Here is a 20,206-nt window from a genome sequence, read left to right as displayed (position 1 = left end):
ATGTCGCTTGAAACGCTCGCCCGCGTCACCGACAATCCCACCGTCAGGCTGCCCGCCGTGGCCACCTGATCAAGCTTGGACCTCTTCGAGGGGCGGCGCTCTTACACCATGCCGTGGGGCACTATCCCGAAGGATCGAGCCATTCCTGAGCCGGAATAGTAGGACGCCACTTTGAAGTCGCCATAGATGATGTCGGTGCCATCGCCGCCCCTGCGGTGGTGCGCACCATGTCAACCGCCACCATCAACGCAGGGTCGCCCGACGCCATCGCAGTTGTTTAAAGGCCGCTGCAGCGCCACGGCCAGTTACCGCCTGTCGTCGCGCTCACTCCCCGCAGGCTAAAATCTCCAGTTGCACGTCTAGAAGCCGCCGCCCTTCAGCCTGCAGTGCAAAGCCGCGCGAGCCGAGACTCCACCGGATCGCGATTCCCTGAACAAGCGAGGTGAGCAGCACCGCGGCGTCCTCCGGCTGGACATGCCGCGTCATCGACCCGTCCACGACCATGCCTTCGAGGTTCTCCGCGAGAAGCCGTTGAAACACCGTCAGTAGGCCGCGAAAGCGGTCGCGCAGGTTGGCATTTTCGACGTTCAACTCCCGCGAATGGAGGATGGTGGGCAAGGCCGGGGTCGTCTCGATCTGCTTCAACTGCGCCGCGACGAGGGCGCGCAGCCTGCCCTTCGGCGTTCTTTCGGACGCCAGCGCCTGCTGCCAGGCCTCGGTCAGGCGCCCGGCGATGACTTCGCCCGCCTCGGCCCACAACTCGGCCTTGGTCGGGAAATGCCGGAAGATCGCGGCCTGCGTCACGCCGACCTCGCGCGCGATGTCGTTCGTGGTCAGCCGGTCCGGCCCGATCCGGTCGGCGAGGTCCAGAAGCGCCTCGACGATCTCGGTTTTCCGGTCCTCGGCTGGTTTGCGGCGAAGCATGCGGATCTCTTGTAAGTGAGTGCACACTAACATATGATCCACAGAAATCAAGCCGAGTCGATGACGAGAACACACCATGACAGCCCCTGAAGGATACACCCGCCCGCAAATCGCCCTGCACTGGATCGCCGCGCTGCTGATGCTGCAGCAGTGTATGTTCAACGATGCCATCTCGATCACCTGGAGTGCCGTGACCAATGGGATGGACAGCGCCTTCAACCCGCTGGTCCTCGCCGATGTCGCGGGCGGTGCGCTGGTGCTGGTCCTTGCGCTGTGGCGCCTGCCGATAAAGGCGGGCCATGGTGCTCCCGAGATGATGGGCGACAGCGCCCTGCATCGGGCGCCGGTGGCACTGCATGTCGTGGGAGTGCTGTATCATCACTTGGTGCTGAGGGACGGGCTATTCAGTCGGATGCGCCGCGCCGAAGGCTGAGGGAGATCCAAGCAATGCGTAAGTCGTGGATACTCGGAGCTGTAGCAGTCGCGGCGATCGGTGCCGGCGCACTGTTCCTGACCGAGCGGCCGCTTTCGGTGACTACGGTGATACCGGAGGCAGACGTCCCCCTGCGTCTCTACGGCCTTGGCACGGTAGAGGCGCGGGTGCTGTCGCGGGTCGGCTTCGAGGTGGGAGCGGCGCTGATCACACTTGCGGCAGATGCCGGCGATGTCGTGGCCAGGGGCCAGGAACTGGCGGCGCTGAATCCAGATGAACAGGAAGCCCGCGTCGCGCGCGCCCGGGCGGCGGTGGCCGCGAATACCGCGAGCGAGGCAAAGGCCCGGGCGGCGCTGCAGCGCGCGCAGGCGGTTCTGTCACAGCGCGAGGCCGCCAACCGCCGCCAGAAGGAACTTGCCCGCCAGGATGTCGCCTCGGCGCAGCGCGCGGAAGAAGCACAGCGGGACGAGGATGTCGCGCGGGCCGAAGTCGCCCTCGCCGAGGCAGATCTGGCGGTGATCGCGGCGCAGGGCGAGGATGCGGCGGCGGCGCTGCGGCTGGAAAAGACCCTGCTGGCGCATCACAGACTGGTCGCGCCCTATGATGCGCGCGTCGTGGCTCGCCATTCCGAACCGGGCACGGTCGTCAAGGCGGGGGATCCGATCTTCACCCTGATCGACCCGACAACGATCTGGATCCAGGCCTATGTGGACGAGGAACGCGCCGGCCAGCTCGCGCTCGGTCTGTCAGGCACGATCCGGCTCAGGTCGCAGCCGGCGGCCGAATATCACGGCACCGTTGCCCGGATCGGGCTCGAAAGCGACCGGGTGAACGAGGAACGCCGCGTCTGGCTCACCTGCGCCGATTGCCCGGTGGAGATGTATCTGGGTGAACAGGCCGAGGTGCGCATCCTGACCGGCACCCGCGACCGGGCGATGATGGTGCCGGAAATGGCAATTACGGGTTTTGACGGCTTTCGTGGCACGGTCTGGACGGTGCAGGACGGCCGGCTGCGCCGCGCTGAACTGATCTTCGGCGCCCGCGACGACAAGGGCCGGGTCGAGATGATCGGCGGCCTGCCGGAGGGTGCCGAGATCGTGGCCCTGCCACCCGGCGGCGTGGATGAAGGCCGCCTGGCGCGCGTCGCGGACAGGCCATGAACCTCGCGCTCAAGGATATCCGCCACGGGCTCTTCCGCTTCGTGCTGACCTGTCTCGGGCTTGGCCTACTCATGACCGTCGTGCTGGCAATGATCGGCATCTACAACGGTCTGGTTGCGGACGCGCTGGCGGTGGTGAAGGCGCCGGCGGCGGACGTCTGGGTGGTGGAGGCGGGCACGCGCGGCCCCTTCGCCGAGGCGTCCTCGATCCCCGCCGACACCCGTGACACGGTCGCGCGGATGCCCGGGGTGGCCGAGGCGGGTGCGATCAACTACCAGAATGTCGAGGCGTCGCATGCCGGCCGCACCCTGCGCCTCTACGTGATAGGCTTCGAGCCCGGCCGCCCCGGCGGTCCGCAGCGGATCGTCGCGGGCCGTGGGATCGGCACCAGCCATTTTGAACTGGTTGCCGATCGCAAGACCGGTCTTGTGACCGACGACACGGTTCGGCTGGGGCGCAACCGCTTCACCGTGGTGGGCCTGACCGAGGGTGCCATGAACTCGGGCGGCGATCCGGCCGTCTACATGACGCTTGCCGACGCCATGGCGCTGCAGACGGAACTCGACCCCGCCGACCAGCGCGTGCAGGCGGCGCGCGGCGCCGGTTCGGTCAAGTCGGCATCCGTCGCCGCGGTCATCGTCCGGGTCAAGCCCGCCGCCGACATCGACCTGCTGACAGCGACCCTGCGCCAGTGGAAGCACCTTGCCGCGCTGAGCCAGGCCGAACAGGAAACCATCCTGCTCGCCTCGGTGGTGGATAAGGCGCGCCGTCAGATCGGGCTCTTCCTCGGCATCCTACTGGCGGTCTCGGCGGTGGTGATCGCGCTCATCATCTACACAATGACGATGGAAAAGTTGAAGCAGATCGCCACGCTCAAGCTGATCGGCGCGCCGGACCGCACCATTGTCGGGCTGATCGTGCAGCAGGCGCTGATCCTGGGTGCTTCTGGGTGGGGGATCGGGCTGGTGCTTATCCTGCTGGTCAAGGATGTCTTTCCGCGCCGGGTGGTGCTCGAGCCGTTCAATGTGGCCGTTCTGGCGGGGATCATCGTTGTCGTCTGTCTGGCCGCCAGCGGTCTTGGCGTGCGCGCGGCGATGAAGGTTGACCCGGCCACTGCACTGGGGAGCTGAGCCATGGCGCTTGGCGACATACTGGTCGATGTGGAGGGCGTGGCCAAGCATTACGGTGAGGGCGATACCCGGGTCGATGCGCTGCGTCAGGTCGACCTTCAGGTCCATGCAGGCGAGGTCATTGCGCTTCTCGGGCCGTCCGGCTCGGGCAAGACCACGCTTCTGAACATCATCGGCTGCATCCTCGATCCCTCGGCGGGGCGGGTGGCGCTCGACGGCGACCCGGTCTACGACGGCAAGTGGCTGCGCCGGGATCTGCGCCGGCTCAGGCTCGACAAGATCGGATTCGTCTTCCAGACCCACAACCTCCTGCCGTTCCTGACCGCCGCGGAAAATGTCTCGCTCGTGCTCGATCTCGCCGGTTGGCCGCCCGACAAGGGCCGCGCCCGGGCGCGCGAGCTTCTGGACTATCTCGAGGTCGGCCACCGCGCCCCGGTGAAGCCGGCGCTCCTCTCGGGCGGCGAGGCGCAGCGCGTCGCCATCGCCCGTGCGCTCGCGAACCGCCCACGCATCATCCTGGCGGATGAGCCGACCGCCGCGCTCGACAGCAAGCGCGCGCAGCTCGTCATGGACCTTCTGCGCAAGCTGGCCGTCGAGCAGGAGGCCTGCATTATCACCGTGACGCACGACGAGAAGATCTTCGATCGGTTCGACCGGCTGATCCACCTTCGCGATGGCAGACTGGTCGACGAGTAGGCGAGGCCGATTGGCCTGGATACCAGTGATAAAGGGTCGTGCGCGGCACACCGATCTTGTCGAGGAACCGCTTCGTCGGCAGCTGCGACCCCTCCACCAGTCGGATGATATCGAGCTCCTCAGAAGCGGGATCCAGCGACCGTGAAAGCGATCACGACAGCCATTGCTCACGTTGTGTGATGAAGGTGGCGATACCGTCAACCTGGCGCTGGTCCACCCTTTCAACTGCACGAAGCTTAGCCAACTCTTTCTGCGCCTTCTCGAGCGTCGTCCACTCAGTCTCCCTGACATCCGGGGCCATCCATCGCTCTCGCACAAATGCGACGAACTGCGCGTGCTCTTCAGGCGAGAGCAACCCAGGCGCGTGGAAGGCCAGTAGACGTCGTCCGAGCTGGCGTAGGCGAGTGTCCTGCAGCGCTCGCAGGATGTCGCGCCGCTGGTCCCAACCTGCCTGCTGGAACTGCTCAAGCAGACGCCTGTCGCTATCAGCGTAGAAACCCGCGTAGATCTGCTTCTCGACCGGAAGGAACGATGGATCCGGAGCCGTGCCATAACGCGACGCCAGTGCTTGTCCCACGCGCGTCCTGAATCCCGGCACGCCGGCAACCATCTTTGCCTTGCGCAGATGCTCCGGCTTCGGCTCGCGGATATCGAAGAGGAGCGGTGCCTTGTTGAGCGCGACCGCGCGGATCACTTTCGGCGATGCGGAGAGTGCCTTCACGATGGCGTCGTCGCTCCCGCCGATCAGAAAGCCCGGTTCAGCCGCATCGAGGTCCAAGAGTCCGACCTCGTTGCCATTGCTCGCCGATCGACCGCAGAAGCAGCCAGTGATGGACCTCGGCGTGCCGCCGAAACGAACGATCAGCTCCATGGGCCGGAAGCTTTCAAGCCGCTGCAGAGTCTGCCGCTTGTCACGGACTGCCAGCAGCTCAGACCAGAGCGCCGGGTCATCTTGCGCGATGCGTCGAGCAATGTGGATCGTCGCCTTCACGTCACCGAGCGCATCATGGGCGTCGTGATCGAGAAAGCCGTTCGCCGGGGCCAACCGGTCGAGCTTGAAGCTCACCGCGCCCTTCTCGTCCACCGGCCACTCGAAAAGACCCGGATTGCGCTGCCACGCCGCATAGACCGCGCCGAGCACGTCGAAGCGCGTATTGCCGTTGGACTGTGTGGTATAGAGATTCGGCTGCAGGTTCTGGTAGAAGGCCTGCCGCAGCATTTCCTCGTCGAACTTGATCGTGTTGTAGCCCACCCAGGTCGCGGGAGCCCAACAATGGGTCAGTTCGGCAATCCGCTGGGTGAACGTGAAGAAGTCAGGAAGCGAAGGGTCGACCAGTTGTTCCGGCGTGACGCCAGTCACGATCAGAGCCTGCGGCGACGGCAGGATATGCGGCGAAAGCCGGCAGCGGATGTTGATGCTCTCGATCTCGTTGAAGTCATCGTCCGTCCGGATCGCCGCGAACTGGAGGGGCTGATCGAATGCCGGCGATATGCCGGTGGTCTCAAGGTCGTAGAACACGAAGGTCATGGCTACGCATATCAGAGGTGGACTCTCCGGAAAACCGGGCGCGGTTCAGCCGATCAACAGCTCTTCCGTAACCCATCCATATTGGCATCGAGGAGCCCCGAACCGTTCCCCTTGGTGACGCCAGAAGGCATCCCCTTCGAACCCGAAGGGATTTCCTATGACTTCGAGGGCGGCAAGATGCAAACACTCTGCAAGTGACGTGTGCGCGCTCCCTAGGGACGCGTAGTCCTGCTGCCCCGAAGGATCGAGCCATTCCTCCGGTGCGACCCAACCCAGCGAACGAGGTTCCAAGCCGACGCGGTTGCATCGATTGACGGAAGTTCCTCTTGCTCGCGCAGTCCTCCTCGTTCGGATAGTGACAAGGAACGCCACCGTGACCAAGCTCGGCGGTCGTCGTGCTGGCACCGGTCGGCTTTTCGAATGACCGGCACCGGCGATAGAGGAGTCTCTGCGAACGGTTTCGCGGCGCGAACTCAGATCGGCAGCTCGTTGTCTGGACTATCCGGGTATCGCGAGGACTATTTCGGAGATCCGGCGGGCAGCGTCCTGCTCACCAAATGCCCAGTCTTTCTTGCGTTCCGTGCATGTCTCGTCTCGGCACTTCACTCCCTCGATTCCGCTGGTCCTGCGAAAGAAGTGTCGAAAACAGCCGAACGGCGTCAACATAAGGTAAACATCATGTAAACTTCTTCGCCATAACATGTGCTTCAAACCCACCTTCACGGCACATTTCGTTCGCCCAGCAAGCCAACAGTTTTACATGCGTTTACCTCGAAACCACTGAAAACGGGTGGTTTCGCATCTGCGGCGCTGAGAATGTAAAACTCGACGTCACCCATATGGATGACGTCACCCCCGGAATGTAAAACTCGTGCTCCGCCCGACGCCCCCTCCCGTCATGACCTGAGAGCATAGCCGCTGACGTTGAGTGCATACCTTCTCGAAAGCTCGGCGGTGTTTTTTCTGATGAGGTCGGTTCGGCTCTGATGATGGGTGGGATAGCCCCCAGACGGCATCGATGTGCGACGGTGGGTCCGCGAGGATCCACAAAGGGGAGCTGTCATGTCGGAGATTGGCGCGACAAGGTATGCGCGTTGAGAAGGCGGCGGTGTCGGCACTGCGCACTCGTGAGACGTTGTTACGGAACGGGGACGTGAGGCGCGTCTGCGGGTTCACCTCGGCCGCCTACCGGCCTTCGACCAAGATGTTGACCATCGCAGGGGTCACCTCGGCCAGAAGCGGCTCGATTGTCGGCAGGCTGTCTTCGTGCAGAAACACGGGCCGGTTCCGGGTCTGGGCAGCGATCGGGATCGCCGCGATGGCGACGATCAGAAAGAACGTCTCCAAGGTCTGGCCCATACGCACGCACGTCGAACGCTTCTCCGAGTTTCCTGTCCTGATGATGGGGCGGCCGGCCGGGCCGGCCGCCGGTGGCGTCAGGCCGCCTTGACGGGAATGCGCTTGACCTTGGCCTGCGCCTCGGCCGTCTTCGGCAGCGTGACGGTCAGGACGCCGTCTTTGAACTTCGCCTCGGCCTTGTCCGTATCCACGCCGGGCGGCAGCGGGATCGTGCGGTAAAAGGCGCCGTAGGAGCGTTCCGACATGTAGACGCCCTTGCGCTTCTCCTCATGCTCGATCTTCTTCTCGCCGCGGATCGTCATTGCATCGCCCGAAAGCGAGATGTCGATGTCCTTGTCCGACATTCCGGGCAGTTCGACCGTCACCTCGACATTCTTGTCGGTCTCCGACACGTCGGTGCTCGGCCCGAACATGCCGACGACACTGTTGCGGCCGTTCCAGCCGCGCTCGACCTTCTGCCAGAAGGTCTCGAAGACGTTGTTGATGTCGCGCTGCAGGACCGCGAGAGGGTTGCTCTCGCGATTGTCCGTTGCGCCCGGGGTCTTGTCCCGGTCACGACCCCAAGGAATGAGATCGCTGATTTGCATCGTGATTTCCTCCTTTCCTGTTCTCGGGACGCTACTCAGTCACGCCGCCTTCACCGAGATCTTCTTCGGCTTGGCGTGGGTCGCGCGCGGCAACTCCAGACGCAGGACGCCGTGCCGGAACTCGGCCTTGATCTGCTTCTCGTCAACCTCGTCAGAGAGCGTGAACACGCGCAGGTAGTCGCCCTCGCGGTATTCCGACGAGAACCGCCGGTAGCCCTCCGGTGCATGCGGCCTGATCCTGCCCTTCAGCGCCAGGTGCTGGCGCTCCAGCGTCACGTCCACGTCCTCCGGCGCGACGCCGGGCATGTCGGCCAGGATCACAGTGACGTCGCCCTGCGCCAGAATGTCCACCGCCGGCGTGAAGGTCATGGCCGTGCGCTCGGCGTCTTCCCGGCCCCGGGTCACGTCGCTGCGGCCTTGCGTGGTCAGTTCCTTTGCCACGTTTTCCTCCTTTCGCCGTCAGGACGTCTTGATCGCGATGCGCTTCGGCTTGTCCTCTTCCGGCCGCTGCATCTCGACCGTCAGGACACCGTTCGTGAATCGCGCCTCGATCCGGTCAGGGTCGATGCGGAACGGCAGCTCGACTGACCGCGAGAACGAGCCGGCCGGCCGTTCGCGCCGATGCCAGACCGTATTCTCACCCTCCTTCGCCTCAGGATAGGTTCCCCGGATCGACAGCATGGTGTTCTTGACCGTGAGTTCAATGTCGTCCTCGGCGAGCCCGGGCAGTTCCGCCGTCATCACGACGCTGTCCGAACCGGTCCAGAAGTTGACCGGCGGATAGGTCGCCGGCCGGTCCGGCACGCTGACCCCGTCAAAGAGGCGGTTCATCGCGCCTTGCATGCGGCGCATCTCGGCGACCGGATCCGCCGCGCCGAACGGTGCGAAAGCAGTTTCAAACATTGCAGGTCTCCCTTTCAACTCGACATGGGCTGGCCCGGCTGGCGGTCCCGTAGGCGCAAGGCACACAAACCGCGGACCGGCGCCGCCGGGGCTGGCAGTCGAAATGCAGGAGGAAGACGAAGGGCAGGTTACAGGCCGGAACGCTGCACAGAACACCAGCGCGGCGTAAGCGCCGCAAGCCGACTGGCAGTCAAACGGACAGGCGCTTCCTGCCACCCATCCTCGGTTCCACCACCTGAGGATCCGCCTTCGGCATCCCCGCATTCGGAGGTGGTGACGGTCCAAATTCTTGTCAAGACCTTCCCCGACACGACAGGTCCCGGCTCCCGCAAACGGCGCCGAGGAGAACCAGGCGGGTTGTCACCGTTTCGCTTGCCAGAGGGATGTGCGCCGTCTCTGCAACAGCCGCCGGAGCAGTTGAACGTCCTGCAGCCTCGGTGCGGGATCGCGGCCGTTCGCTATCAGCCGTAGGAACTCGATCCAGGCTCGCTCGTTCGCGGTGAGGTCGTTCAGGTGTCCGTCGGGGCACCTGCAATCCTGCTTACAGAAGGTCATTTCCCGAAGATCCCGCGGATGGCGGACCTGCCGCGCGACGTCAGCCTCGGGTCCGTGTGGCCGGAGGCGTCGCGGATCTCGTTGATCCAGGCGGCCTCGTTCTTTGTGACCACGACGCCGAAGATTTCCTCGATCGCACGCACCGTGGTGTCGCCTCCGAGCTGATCGAGGGCCAGGTTGAAGAGCAACCGGGGATCGCACTCCAAGGCGGCGGCGAGGCTCGGAACGCGGTCGAGCGGCAGTTTCGTCGCACCGCTCTTCAGCATCGCGATCATGTTGGGATTGATGAAGCCGACCTGCTCGGCAATTTCGGCCTGGGTCTTGTGCGGTCGGAGTTCGAGAACGCGCTTCTCGAGGTATTTCGCCAGTCGGGTGTTTTCGTGGGGCTTTCTCGCCATTGTCGTCACCTTCGTCGTTGCTCGCAGAACGTTCTGCTTACTTGAGCTATAGCGACGAGATGTTGGGGACTTCGTGGGAACTACAGGCAGATTGACGGGCCGATTGCGCCGGCAGAGGTCACCGGTCCGGAACACGACCCATTAGCGCTCCGTCTGGTCCGAACACCGTGGCCGCCTCGGGGCCGATCGACAGGTCCAGTTGCTCCCCCGCCCTGATCCGCGTCATCCCCGGCAACTCGACCGTGAGCATCGTGCCATCCCCGGCGGCAACATACGCGAAGCTGTTGGCGCCAAGCCTTTCCACGACGTCCACGCGTCCGGACAGCGTCGTCATCCCTTCGTGCTGGCCGATCACGATGTTTTCGGGGCGCACGCCGATCGTCACTGGGCCTTCCGCCACCTGGATCGGAAACCGACCGATTGCGGAGGAGACCGCAGTGCCGTCCGAACGGGCCGCGACGAGATTCATCTTGGGGCTGCCGATGAACCCGGCGACGAAGAGGTTGGCGGGCCGTTGGTAGAGCTCCTCGGGCGTGCCGATCTGTTCGATCCTGCCGGCATTCATAACCACGATGCGGTCGGCGAGCGTCATCGCCTCGACCTGATCGTGCGTCACATAGATCATCGTCGCGGCAAGCTCACCGTGGAGCCGTGCGAGTTCGAGCCGCATCTGGAGGCGAAGCGCAGCGTCGAGGTTGGACAGCGGCTCGTCGAAGAGGAAGATGCGCGGATTGCGCACGATAGCGCGGCCGATCGCGACACGCTGCCGCTGGCCACCGGAAAGCGCCTTCGGCTTGCGGTCGAGAAGCGCCTCAAGTTGGAGGATTCGCGCCGTCTCGGCTACCTTGGTGCGGATCGTCGCCTTGTCCTCGCCGGCGATGCGCAGGCCGACCGACATGTTCTCGGCCACCGTCATGTGCGGATAAAGCGCGTAGGACTGGAACACCATGGCAAGGCCGCGCCGCGCCGCAGGCACCTCGTTCATGCGCTGGCCGTCGATCGTCAGGTCGCCGCCCGAAATGTCCTCAAGGCCCGCGATCATCCGTAGGAGCGTGGACTTGCCGCAGCCCGACGGGCCAACCAGAACCACGAACTCGCGGTCATGCACGTCAAGGTCCAGCCCGTCGATCACGGTCACCGCGCCGAACCGCTTGGTCGCGTTCCGCAGCCGAAGCTCGCTCATGCCCTGCCCCTTTCGATCATTTTACCGCGCCTTGCGTGAGTCCGCCGATGAACTGCCGCTGCAGCACGAGGAACACCACGAAGATCGGCAGAACCGAGATCACCATGCCCGCCATCATCACCGCCCAGTCGCCCCTAAGCGCGTTGGCAAAACTCATCATGCCGATGGTGATGGTCTTGACACTTTCGCTTTCGACGAAGGTCAGGGCGAAAATGAACTCGTTCCAGACCCGCATCGCCGAGATCAGCGCCGCCGAGGCAAGAATCGGGCGCGACAGGGGCAGGTAGATGTTCCAGAAGGTCCAGAACGGTCCCGCCCCGTCCATCTCCGCCGCCTCGGCCAGTTCGAGCGGGATCTTCACCATGTAGGCGCGGATCAGGAAGGTCGTGAACGGCAGGCCGAAGGCGACATAGGGCACGATGAGCGCCCAGTAGGTATTGTAGATGCCAAGCGCCGTCACGGTGCGGAACAGGGGCAGAAGGCTCACTTCCGGCGGCAGGATCGACCCGCCGAGGATCGCCAGGTAGAGATACGCCCTGCCCCGGAGTTTCAGCGCGACGAGCGCATAGGCCGCCGCCGAAGCCAGCGCCACGATGATCGTGGTCGAGGCGACCGTGACGATGACGCTCGAGATCAGGTATTGCGATACGCCGTAATCCCACGCGGCGACATAGTTCTCCCATCGCCATCTCTGCGGCAAGGCCCAGGTGGCGCCGAACATCTCGGAGGAGGATTTGAACGAGGAGAAAGTCAGCCAGATCATCGGATAGATCGAGACGATCGCGAAAACCCAGAAGAGTGCCAGCGTGCCGTAGCGCGAGGCGCGCTCCGGTGCGGTTTCCGTAAGGCGCGTCAGCTTCTCCATCGCTCAGTCCTGCCGCTGAAGGCGGATCTGGATGATGCCGACCGCGAGCGTGATGAAGAAGATCACCGTGGCGACCGCGGCGGCGTATCCGGAGACGTCGTTTCGGAAGGCCGAGCGATACATGTGGGTGCCGAGAACCTCCGAGGCGTTGTTGGGGCCACCTGCCGTCATCACCCAGACGATGTCGAAGACCTTGAAAGCGCCGAAGATCGTGATGATGGCGAGGATCAGCGTGGATTCCCGAACGCCGGGCATGGTGATGTGGAAGAACTGCTGGATGCGGTTCGCGCCCTCCATCCTCAGCGCCTCGTAAAGATCGTTGGGGATGGCCTGGATCGCCACCATGAAGAGCACGATCATGTAGCCGGTCCATTGCCATTGCGAGACCAGGATGACCGAGATCATCACGGTCGCCTCCTCGCCAAGCCAGACATGCGAGAGGCCCTGCAGCCCCGTCGCCCACAGCACCTGGTCGATCAGCCCGATGGTCGGCTGGTAGATGAGCTGCCAGAGAAGTCCCACGACCGTCACCGGCAGGATCGAGGGCAGGAAAAAGGCCGTGCGGAAAAGGTTGCGCAGGAGCGGGCCAAAGACGCCGGCGACCAGCACCGCGGCGAGGACCAGCGCGAAGAAGACCTGGAAGACGATCGAGATGACGGCATAAAGCACGTTGTTGACGAGCGATCGCCAGAAGATGGGATTGGCGAAAAGCTCGCGGTAGTTGTCGAACCCGACGAAACGGGAGTCGGTGCGCACCGAACTCCAGGAGAACAGGCTGTAGACCATGTTCTCCACAGCCGGCGCGTAGACGAAGGCTACGAGGAGAAGAAGCGAGGGAAACAGGAACAGATAGGGAGCGATCCGTCTCAGCGTCTGAGCTTTCATCCTGTTTCCCTCCCTTGGCCCGCGGCTCAGTTGTTGCCGCGTTCCTTCTGCACGGCGAGCGCCGTCTCGCGCACGCGCTCCATGATCGCTTCAGGCGTGTCAGTGCCATTCAGGAGCGCCTGTGAGCCCGCCAGAAGCACTTCCGTCGAGCGCGCGTCCATGTCGGTGTCGAGCCAGAGGGCAAGACCTGTCGCCGCGTCGATCGCCTTCAGCCCCTCGATGGCCTGTTCGCTCGCATTGTCGGGTGTGACCGAGCCGTTGACCGACGAGGTCATGCCGGTGATCTCGACATACTTCTGCGCCTGCTCGGGCGAGGTAAGGAACTTGAGGAACTTGATCGCCTCTTCCGGATGCTCGGTCACGGCCGAGATCATGAACCCGTCGGGCGCGCCGGTCAGAAGGCCCGCCTCCCCCTCGCCGCCCTCGATCGGCGGCAACGGGAAGAAGCCCCAACCGGCCTGGCCAAGCGGCGTGTCGGGGGCGATCTCGGTGAATTCCACCAGTTCCATATACATCATCGGATTGCGCCCGGCGACGAAGCTGCCGCGCGCGATGGAATGCGTGAGAGCGTTGGAGCCGCGGTTGAAACAGCCCTCGTCGTTGAGCTTCTTGAACTCCTCCAGCGCCTTGACATAGCCGGGATGGGTGTAAAGCGCGTCCGGCTCGCTCGTCAGCTCGTAGTCGGCCAGACGCACCTCGTTCGGCACCAGCTTGGCGTTCAGCTCGCCGATATAGTGCGACGCCGCCCAGGGATACTGGTTGCCGAAGGCGATCGGCTCGAATCCCGCCTCCTTCAGCGTCTGGCAAGCCGCGAGGAAATCGCCATAGGTCTGCGGCACCTCGATTCCGTTATCCGCGAATATCTGCTTGTTGTAGAGCATGAACTTCGCATCGACGTTGATCGGCACGCCGTAGAGCCGGTCCTGATACTTGAAGGGCTGGAGCGCGGCCTCGGGGAAGCTGTCCTTCCAGTCGCTGCCATAGACCGCGTCGGTGATGTCGAGCGCACGGCCGTTGCGGGCAAAGTTCTTGCCGAATTCGCCGGACCAAGAGAAGAAGACGTCGGGCACCTCGTTCGAGCCCATGAGGACACGGATCTTGTCCTTGTAGGGCTCGTCGGCCACTGCCTCCATCTTGATCTTGATGTCGGGGTTGGCAGCCTCGAACTCGGCCACCGCAGGCTCGAAATAGGCCATGTTCTCGGGCTCCGGCCACTTGTGCAGGAAGCTCAGCGTCACTTCCGCCATGGCCGCGGTGGCGAAGCCGAAGCTCGCGGTTGTGGCCAGCAGAAGGCCGGTCAGGTTCAGATGTCGCATTCAGTCCTCCTCAGTTGTCATATCTATCGTTGGCTTGGCCGGCTTCGTCCGGTCGACGGACTAGCCCCGGTTGTCCGTGTCGTATTGGGGTTTCGTAGCCGAAGGCGCCGCGCTCCTCGCAGACGCGCGCGGCATTGCGGGCGCCGGCGGCGAGCTGTTGCGAGAGGTCCGCGCCCATGAACCGCGCCATCAGAAGACCGGCGATGAAGCCGTCGCCGGCGCCGAGCGTGTCGACCACCTCCGCCGGCTCGATCGGCTGGACCCGAACCGCACCGCCCTCGAGCGCCAGCGCCCCCTTCGCGCCGCGGGTGACGATGACAAGCGCCGGCCCATGCGCCGCGACCTGTCGCGCCAGCGCCGCGCAGGCGTCGTCATCCGGGTCGGCGGCCGACAGGAAGGCGATGTCGAGATGGGGCGCAGTGCGGGCGATATAGGCGTCGGTCCATTCGGAGGAATAGTCGAAGCTGAGCGCCGGCCCCGCCGCGCGGATCGCGGGCAGCGCCGCTTCAAGCTTCGAATAGACGCTGGAATGGGCGAGGTCGAACCCCGCCATCCAGGCAAAATCCGCCTCGCTCAGCCGGTAGTCGTCGCGGAAGGACGGGTAGTTGCCGTCGAATACCCGGTCGTTGCCGACATGGCGGATGCGCGACCAGGAGTTGCCGCCCGACGCTCGGCGCAGGCGCGAGATGTCGATTCCCTCGGCCACCAGCGCGTCGCGGACCAGATCGCCGAGGAAGTCGTCGCCGACGCAGCCCAGATAGGCTGCATCAGCGCCGAGCCGTTTCATCAGCACTGCGACGTTCACGGCGTTTCCGCCGGGGAACTGCACCCCTTGGTCGACGTAGATATCGACCGTGTTGTCGCCGATGCCGAGGATGCGCACCATCGCCTCAGTATTCCGTCTTCCACATGTAGCGCCGCGTCGAGAGCGGCTGGTTGTGCCAGACCGCGAGCCGCATGCAGATCCGGTAGAGGGCCGCCTCGACGATGTAGGGCGCGACTATGGGTCGGATCTCGGGGTCCACCCCGGTCATCGGATAGTCCTTCGAGTCGTAGATGAAGAGGCGTTCGGTGTATTTCTTGGCGAAACGCACCACCCGCTCCATCAGCGGCCGCGATGGATCCTCGCCCAGCATCAGGACGAAGGGCGTAGTCTCGTCCAGGATCTCAAACGGGCCATGGAAGAACTCCGCGGCCTCGATGGGGTAGGAATGCATCCACTGCATCTCCATCAGGATGCAGACACCGATCACGTAGGCGGTGTTGAACATCGGCCCGGAGGCGACGTGGTAGAGGTTCCGGTCATCCTTCAGGAGCCGCGCGTCCTCGGCCGCGCGCGTTTCCGACGCCAGTTGCGCCTCGACCATCGCTTCGGGCAGCGCGGCGAGCGAAGACATCAGCTTGTCCTGGAGCTTCCAGCCGTCCTTGGCGGCCATGAGCCCGCCGATCAGTGCCTGCATGACCATGAACATGCCGGTATGCGACTGCTCGGTTTCACCCATCAGGAAGGGATGGTGAACCGCCTTGGCGAGCGGCAGGTCGGCGGTCTGGGTGACGCCGGCGGTGATGCAGGGACGATCCTTGACGAATTCGGCCGCCGCCACCGTCTCGGGCGTGGTGCCGGACTTGGAACCGAGAAGCACGAATGTCCTCTCGTCAAACCGCGCCGGATTCTGCGCCATGAACTCCGCGGGGAAGTAGCGCCGAACCTCGATCGAGGGACTGTAGTGCTGCAGCCAGTATTCCAGCCCGAGCATGATGCGGTTGGGCGCGCCGCAGCCGACGAGATACACCTTGTCGACCCGGTCCGCGATCTTGCGTCCGAACTCGGCCGCGTCCTTCATCGTCTCCTTCGACTGCTCCAGCCCGGCCACGATCGCCTGCCTGTTCACGTCGGTCGCCATCATCTCTCCTATCGGTGCCAGAAAACATACCAATATTAGGTTTGGTATAGATACCTAATGTCAATAAATTTTTTCACAAAGCAGTCCATTTCCCGAAGGACTCTTCCTTTTTTGCAGTGAGTATCGCCGTCCGTCCCGACTTGACAAGTCTACTGGTATACACCACCAAGAACACGATGGACGCGCTGGGACGCTTGTGATTTCTAGATGCGGGCCGGCGATACCCGTCCATGGCCCGCTAGACCAGCCGCAACGCGGCCATGGCGCGACCGGAGGGGATGATGGACGAATCGGTGAGCGCTGGTGACGCCCCGCTCGTGCACGAGAGAGCGCAGCAATTCATCCTCGACCTGATCAAGGGTCCCGGATACCGGGCGGGCGACCGCATCCCGTCCGAGCGCGAACTGTCGGAGATGACCGGCATCAGCCGGATGACCGTCCGCAAGGCGATCGGCCACTTGGTCGACCGAGGCGTCCTGGAGCGTCGCGGCACGGCCGGCACCTTCCTGCCCACCGCGGTGATCAAGCGTCCGGTCTCCGAAGGCATGTTCTCGCACGGGATCTCCGACATCGTGCGGCAATGCGGCGGCGAGCCGGGAAGTCGTCTGTTGGTGTTCGAGAGGCACGCCGCCGATGCACGGGTCGCGGACCGGCTGGGAATCCGGACCGGTGACCCCGTCATCGTCATGCGCCGCCTGCGCACGGTGAACGGCCAGCCGTTCTGCATCGAGACGACCCACATGGCCGATGCTCGTGTGCCGGGCCTCGTGGCCGATGATCTGCTGGGCCAGCGTTCATTCTACGATCTGCTGGAACAGCGCTACGGCATCCGCATGCATGGCGGCGAGGGCGTGATCAGCGTGACGACCGCAAGCCCGCAGGAGGCCGGCCTTCTGGATCTCGGACGGGATACGTCGGTGCTGCTGTTCCAGGCCGTTTCGCTCGACGTGAACAACCGTCCGATGGAGTTCCTGCATTCGGTCAATCACCCGCGGATGGTTGTCTTTCGCAGCGCCTAGACATTCCGCTCCTGCTTCGCGGGACCGTCAACTGGCAGGGGGTTGGAATGCGGCGAATATTCGCCTGATCACTCTCGGCGCTCGAACCTTTGCGCTCCTCGACCGCCCCGTCTCTGCAACAGCCGCTGGAGCAGTTGAACATCCCGCAGCGTCGGTGCAGGATCGCGGCCGTTCGCTATCAGCCGCAGGAACTCGATCCAGGCTCTCTTGTTCGCGGTGAGGTCGTTCAGGTGTCCGTCGGGGCACCTGCAATCCTGCTTACAGAAGGTCATTTCCCGAAGATCCCGCGGATGGCGGACCTGCCGCGCGACGTCAGACTCGGGTCCGTGTGGCCGGAGGCGTCGCGGATCTCGTTGATCCAGGCGGCCTCGTTCTTTGTGACCACGACGCCGAAGATGTCTTCGATCGCACGCACGGTGGTGTCGCCGCCGAGCTGATCGAGGGCCAGGTTGAAGAGCAGCCGGGGATCGCACTCCAGCGCCACCGCCAGGCTCGGCACACGGTCGAGAGGCAGCTTCGTCGCGCCGTTCTTCAGCATCGCGATCATGTTGGGATTGATGAAACCGGCCTGCTCGGCGATCTCGGCCTGGGTCTTGTGCGGCCGGAGTTCGAGAACGCGCTTCTCGAGGTATTTCGCCAGCCGGGAGTCTTCGTGGGGCTTTCTCGCCATCGTCGTCACCTTCGTCATTGCTCGCAGAACGTTCTGCTTGCTTGAGCTATAGCGACGAGACGTTGGGGAGCTCGTGGGAGCTGGGTGCGAGCGCTATTCGAGACTGGTGGCCCACATTTCGCTGCGATCATCACAAGCGTCCGCGGCCGAGCATGAAGTGCTGACAGAGCTGGATAATCAACGCTTCGTGCGCCCGGTCCAGACCTCGATCTCTTGCTTAGCGACGCTGACGGACTAAGGTTTACGTCAGCCGTTCCGACTGGCCTAGCACTGCATCACTTCGCCGACGAGCATGAGTCGGCGTAAAGGAAATGATCCGGGATATCGGTCCGGACAAGTGTTCCGGACGAGCTTGCGTGAGAAATTTAAGTTATTGATTTTACGGGATTTATTTTACTGGTCGGAGCGAGAGGATTTGAACCTCCGACCCCCTGCTCCCGAAGCAGGTGCGCTACCAGACTGCGCTACGCTCCGACCGTTGCCGGGCGGGGTTACCGATTCCCCGGGGCTTTGGCAAGGGGGCAGCGCGCGCGCAGTCACGAAACCCCGTTGCCGCGTCCGCTGAACAGCCGCTGCAACACGTTCGACTTGGGCGTCGTGGCGGTCTCCGTGCGTCCCCGCGCCTCGATCACCGGCCGATGGGCCGAAGCGCCGGCGCGCGTCTCGCGGAAGACGATGTAGAGGCCGGAGGCGATGATTACGCCCGCGCCGAGGATTGTCGCCCCGTCGGGCGCCTCGTCGAAGAGGAGATAGCCATAGGCGGTCGCCCAGAGGATCTGCGAATACTGCATGGGCGCCACGATCGCCGCCTCGCCCGCCCGGTACGCCAGGATGACGAGGAAGGAGGCGGTGAGGCCGAAGGCGGCGATCACGGCCATCAGCCCAAGGTCGCCCACGGGCATCGGCCGATAGACATAGGGCATGGCGAGGCCGGTGACGATGAAGTTCCCCACCATCGGGAAGAGGAGCAGCACGACGGAGCGTTCGTCCGCCCCGATCTTGCGGACGATGACCGAGGCGGTCGCCCCGCAGACCGCGGCCGTCAGCGCCGCGAGATGGCCGAGCGACAGGTCCGCCTGCCCGGGCCGCATCACGATGATGACGCCGAGAAGGCCGACAATCACCGCCGCCCAGCGCCGGGCCCGCACCTTCTCGCCCAGAAGCGGGATCGCGAGAATGGTGATGAGCAGCGGCGAGGCGAAGAGGATCACGTAGACCTCGGCGAGCGGCAGGATGGAGAACGCGTAGAAGGCCGATACCCCGGTGACGATCGTGAGAACCGTCCGGAACAGCACCCAGCCGGGGTGGCGCGGCCTCAGGCTTGCCGCGCGGGTGTCGTTGAGCATGATGACGGCCACCGGCGGGAAGCTGAGCAGCGAGGCGAAGAACACGATCTGGAACGGCGAATAGGCGGCGCCGAGGTGTTTCACCACGGCGTCGTGGGTCGCGAAGATGCCCATCGCGAGAAGCGCGAAGAGAGCTCCACGAAAATTGTGATGCGCCGTCGAGGGCGTCATGGTCCATGCCTTTCGCCGGTGGTGGCGCCAGCATTGGACGCTCGGGCGCGGATGCACAAGCCCCCGGGACCGATCCCGTGACAGCGGGCCATTGCGCCCGGTCCCCGGCACGGCGAGACTGCCGCGGAAACGCAGCGGAGGGCGGCTTGAACGGCGACATCCTTACCCTTCTCGGCGGCATCGGCATGTTTCTCCTGGGCATGCGGATGATGACCGGCGCGCTTGGCGAACTGGCCAGCCGGCAGACCCGCACCGTCCTGCGCCGGGTGACGACCTCGCCCCTCACGGGCGCCGTCGCTGGCGCGGCGACAACGGCGCTGGTGCAGTCCTCCTCGGCCACGCTTGTCATGACGATCGGCTTCGTCGGCGCGGGGCTTCTCAGCTTTCCGCAGGCAATGGGCGTTGTCTTCGGCGCAAACGTCGGCACCACGATCACGGGATGGATGGTCGTCCTTCTGGGCTTCAAGCTCGACCTCGCGCGCCTGGCTCTGCCCCTGCTTTTCGCGGCGGGCCTTCTCTCGGCGCTCGGCCGCGGGGCCTGGGGCCGGGTCGGTGGCCTGCTTGCCGGGTTCAGCCTGATCTTCCTCGGGCTCGACATGATGCAGGCGGGGGCGGAAGGGTTCCGAGACGGCATGCTGGCCTTCGCCCCGGCGGCCGATACGCTCTGGGGGCGGTTGCGGCTCCTGCTCCTCGGGGTTGCGGTCACCGTGGTGATCCAGTCGTCGAGCGCGGGCGTGGCGGCGACGCTGGTCCTGCTCGGCTCGGGCGCGCTGAGCCTGCCGCAGGCCGCGGCCATGGTGGTCGGCATGGACATCGGCACGACGTTCAAGTCGGTCGTGGCGACGGTGGGCGGGTCGCGGGATATGCGGCGCACGGCCATCGCGCACGTGGTCTACAACATCGTCACCGGAATCGCCGCCTTCGCGGTGGTGACGGCGGCCGTGCCGGCGCTGGCGCGCGGCTTCGGCGGCGACGCTCCGGCCGCCCTCGTTGCCTTTCACACGCTCTTGAACCTCCTCGGCGTCGTGCTGATCCTTCCGTTCACGCGGCCCTTCGCGCGGCTCATCGAATGGCTCGTCCCCGGCAGCGGCGCGGTACTCGGCGAGCCTCCGGACCGGCGCCTGCTTGCCGATGCCCCGGCCGCCCTCGACGCCGCGCGGGGCGCCTCGGACGC

Annotated in this window: 21 protein-coding genes and 1 tRNA gene; 6 read left to right on the top strand and 16 right to left on the bottom strand. The window is 64.5% G+C overall.

What is annotated here, in order from left to right; genetic code table 11:
• Positions 1–324: 324 nt before the first annotated feature.
• Positions 325–924, bottom strand: coding sequence for a TetR/AcrR family transcriptional regulator (locus tag F9K34_RS09530; protein WP_291336726.1), 600 nt, complete (start codon positions 922–924; stop codon positions 325–327).
• A 76-nt stretch (positions 925–1,000) separates the two neighbouring features.
• Between F9K34_RS09530 and F9K34_RS09525 the strand changes: the two genes are divergently transcribed.
• The 4 genes from F9K34_RS09525 to F9K34_RS09510 are packed head-to-tail and all read left to right on the top strand — an operon-like array spanning position 1,001 to position 4,343.
• Positions 1,001–1,357, top strand: a complete 357-nt coding sequence (locus tag F9K34_RS09525; RefSeq protein ID WP_291336725.1) for a hypothetical protein — start codon at positions 1,001–1,003, stop codon at positions 1,355–1,357.
• Between the two features lie 14 nt (positions 1,358–1,371).
• Positions 1,372–2,517 (top strand): efflux RND transporter periplasmic adaptor subunit, encoded by a 1,146-nt coding sequence (locus F9K34_RS09520; RefSeq protein ID WP_291336724.1) that lies wholly within the window; start codon positions 1,372–1,374, stop codon positions 2,515–2,517.
• Positions 2,514–3,647 carry an ABC transporter permease gene (locus tag F9K34_RS09515; RefSeq protein WP_291336723.1) on the top strand — a complete coding sequence of 378 codons (1,134 nt, stop codon included), beginning with the start codon at positions 2,514–2,516 and terminating at the stop codon, positions 3,645–3,647. Before F9K34_RS09520 ends, F9K34_RS09515 begins: the two co-directional genes overlap by 4 nt.
• Before the next feature lie 3 nt (positions 3,648–3,650).
• Positions 3,651–4,343 (top strand): ABC transporter ATP-binding protein, encoded by a 693-nt coding sequence (locus F9K34_RS09510; RefSeq protein WP_291336722.1) that lies wholly within the window; start codon positions 3,651–3,653, stop codon positions 4,341–4,343.
• A 151-nt stretch (positions 4,344–4,494) separates the two neighbouring features.
• Here F9K34_RS09510 and F9K34_RS09505 read toward each other — a convergent pair whose 3' ends face one another.
• From F9K34_RS09505 to F9K34_RS09450, 12 genes are all read right to left on the bottom strand, one after another.
• Positions 4,495–5,871: an exodeoxyribonuclease I gene (locus F9K34_RS09505; protein ID WP_291336721.1), complete on the bottom strand. Its 1,377-nt coding sequence runs from the start codon at positions 5,869–5,871 to the stop codon at positions 4,495–4,497.
• 1,185 nt (positions 5,872–7,056) lie between these two features.
• Complete coding sequence (locus tag F9K34_RS09500; protein ID WP_291336720.1) at positions 7,057–7,230, bottom strand: hypothetical protein; 174 nt, start codon at positions 7,228–7,230, stop codon at positions 7,057–7,059.
• Positions 7,231–7,307: 77 nt separating this feature from the next.
• Positions 7,308–7,817, bottom strand: a complete 510-nt coding sequence (locus tag F9K34_RS09495; protein ID WP_291336719.1) for an Hsp20/alpha crystallin family protein — start codon at positions 7,815–7,817, stop codon at positions 7,308–7,310.
• A gap of 39 nt (positions 7,818–7,856) precedes the next feature.
• Positions 7,857–8,258 carry an Hsp20/alpha crystallin family protein gene (locus F9K34_RS09490; protein ID WP_291336718.1) on the bottom strand — a complete coding sequence of 134 codons (402 nt, stop codon included), beginning with the start codon at positions 8,256–8,258 and terminating at the stop codon, positions 7,857–7,859.
• Positions 8,259–8,276: 18 nt separating this feature from the next.
• Positions 8,277–8,720: an Hsp20/alpha crystallin family protein gene (locus F9K34_RS09485; RefSeq protein ID WP_291336717.1), complete on the bottom strand. Its 444-nt coding sequence runs from the start codon at positions 8,718–8,720 to the stop codon at positions 8,277–8,279.
• 551 nt (positions 8,721–9,271) lie between these two features.
• Positions 9,272–9,673, bottom strand: coding sequence for a helix-turn-helix domain-containing protein (locus tag F9K34_RS09480; protein ID WP_291336716.1), 402 nt, complete (start codon positions 9,671–9,673; stop codon positions 9,272–9,274).
• Between the two features lie 118 nt (positions 9,674–9,791).
• A complete protein-coding gene (locus F9K34_RS09475) occupies positions 9,792–10,856 on the bottom strand; it encodes an ABC transporter ATP-binding protein (protein WP_291336715.1) in 1,065 nt (354 codons plus the stop codon).
• A 16-nt stretch (positions 10,857–10,872) separates the two neighbouring features.
• Positions 10,873–11,721 carry a carbohydrate ABC transporter permease gene (locus F9K34_RS09470; RefSeq protein ID WP_291336714.1) on the bottom strand — a complete coding sequence of 283 codons (849 nt, stop codon included), beginning with the start codon at positions 11,719–11,721 and terminating at the stop codon, positions 10,873–10,875.
• A gap of 3 nt (positions 11,722–11,724) precedes the next feature.
• Entirely contained in the window at positions 11,725–12,606 is an 882-nt protein-coding gene (locus F9K34_RS09465) for a carbohydrate ABC transporter permease (RefSeq protein ID WP_291336713.1), read from the bottom strand.
• Positions 12,607–12,632: 26 nt separating this feature from the next.
• Positions 12,633–13,922 carry an ABC transporter substrate-binding protein gene (locus tag F9K34_RS09460; RefSeq protein ID WP_291336712.1) on the bottom strand — a complete coding sequence of 430 codons (1,290 nt, stop codon included), beginning with the start codon at positions 13,920–13,922 and terminating at the stop codon, positions 12,633–12,635.
• A 10-nt stretch (positions 13,923–13,932) separates the two neighbouring features.
• The gene (locus F9K34_RS09455) at positions 13,933–14,808 is read right to left on the bottom strand and encodes a PfkB family carbohydrate kinase (RefSeq protein ID WP_291336711.1); all 876 of its coding nucleotides are present in this window, start codon (positions 14,806–14,808) and stop codon (positions 13,933–13,935) included.
• 4 nt (positions 14,809–14,812) lie between these two features.
• A complete protein-coding gene (locus F9K34_RS09450) occupies positions 14,813–15,826 on the bottom strand; it encodes an SIS domain-containing protein (protein ID WP_291336710.1) in 1,014 nt (337 codons plus the stop codon).
• Positions 15,827–16,107: 281 nt separating this feature from the next.
• On the opposite strand from F9K34_RS09450, the gene F9K34_RS09445 reads away from it, so the two are divergent.
• Positions 16,108–16,845 carry a GntR family transcriptional regulator gene (locus F9K34_RS09445; protein WP_291336709.1) on the top strand — a complete coding sequence of 246 codons (738 nt, stop codon included), beginning with the start codon at positions 16,108–16,110 and terminating at the stop codon, positions 16,843–16,845.
• 268 nt (positions 16,846–17,113) lie between these two features.
• Here the strand turns inward: F9K34_RS09445 and F9K34_RS09440 are convergent, their stop codons facing one another.
• The 3 genes from F9K34_RS09440 to F9K34_RS09430 form a co-directional block, all read right to left on the bottom strand.
• On the bottom strand, positions 17,114–17,515 hold the full coding sequence (locus F9K34_RS09440) for an XRE family transcriptional regulator (RefSeq protein WP_291336727.1): 402 nt from the start codon (positions 17,513–17,515) through the stop codon (positions 17,114–17,116).
• 397 nt (positions 17,516–17,912) lie between these two features.
• Positions 17,913–17,989, bottom strand: a tRNA-Pro gene (locus F9K34_RS09435).
• A 62-nt stretch (positions 17,990–18,051) separates the two neighbouring features.
• The gene (locus F9K34_RS09430; protein WP_291336708.1) at positions 18,052–19,032 is read right to left on the bottom strand and encodes a DMT family transporter; all 981 of its coding nucleotides are present in this window, start codon (positions 19,030–19,032) and stop codon (positions 18,052–18,054) included.
• A gap of 146 nt (positions 19,033–19,178) precedes the next feature.
• Between F9K34_RS09430 and F9K34_RS09425 the strand changes: the two genes are divergently transcribed.
• Positions 19,179–20,206: Na/Pi cotransporter family protein (locus F9K34_RS09425; RefSeq protein WP_291336707.1), on the top strand; the 1,028-nt coding region annotated here is incomplete at its 3' end.

The organism is Albidovulum sp., from assembly GCF_008933605.1.
Classification (GTDB): domain Bacteria; phylum Pseudomonadota; class Alphaproteobacteria; order Rhodobacterales; family Rhodobacteraceae; genus Albidovulum.
This window is presented reverse-complemented; position numbering and strand designations above follow the sequence as displayed.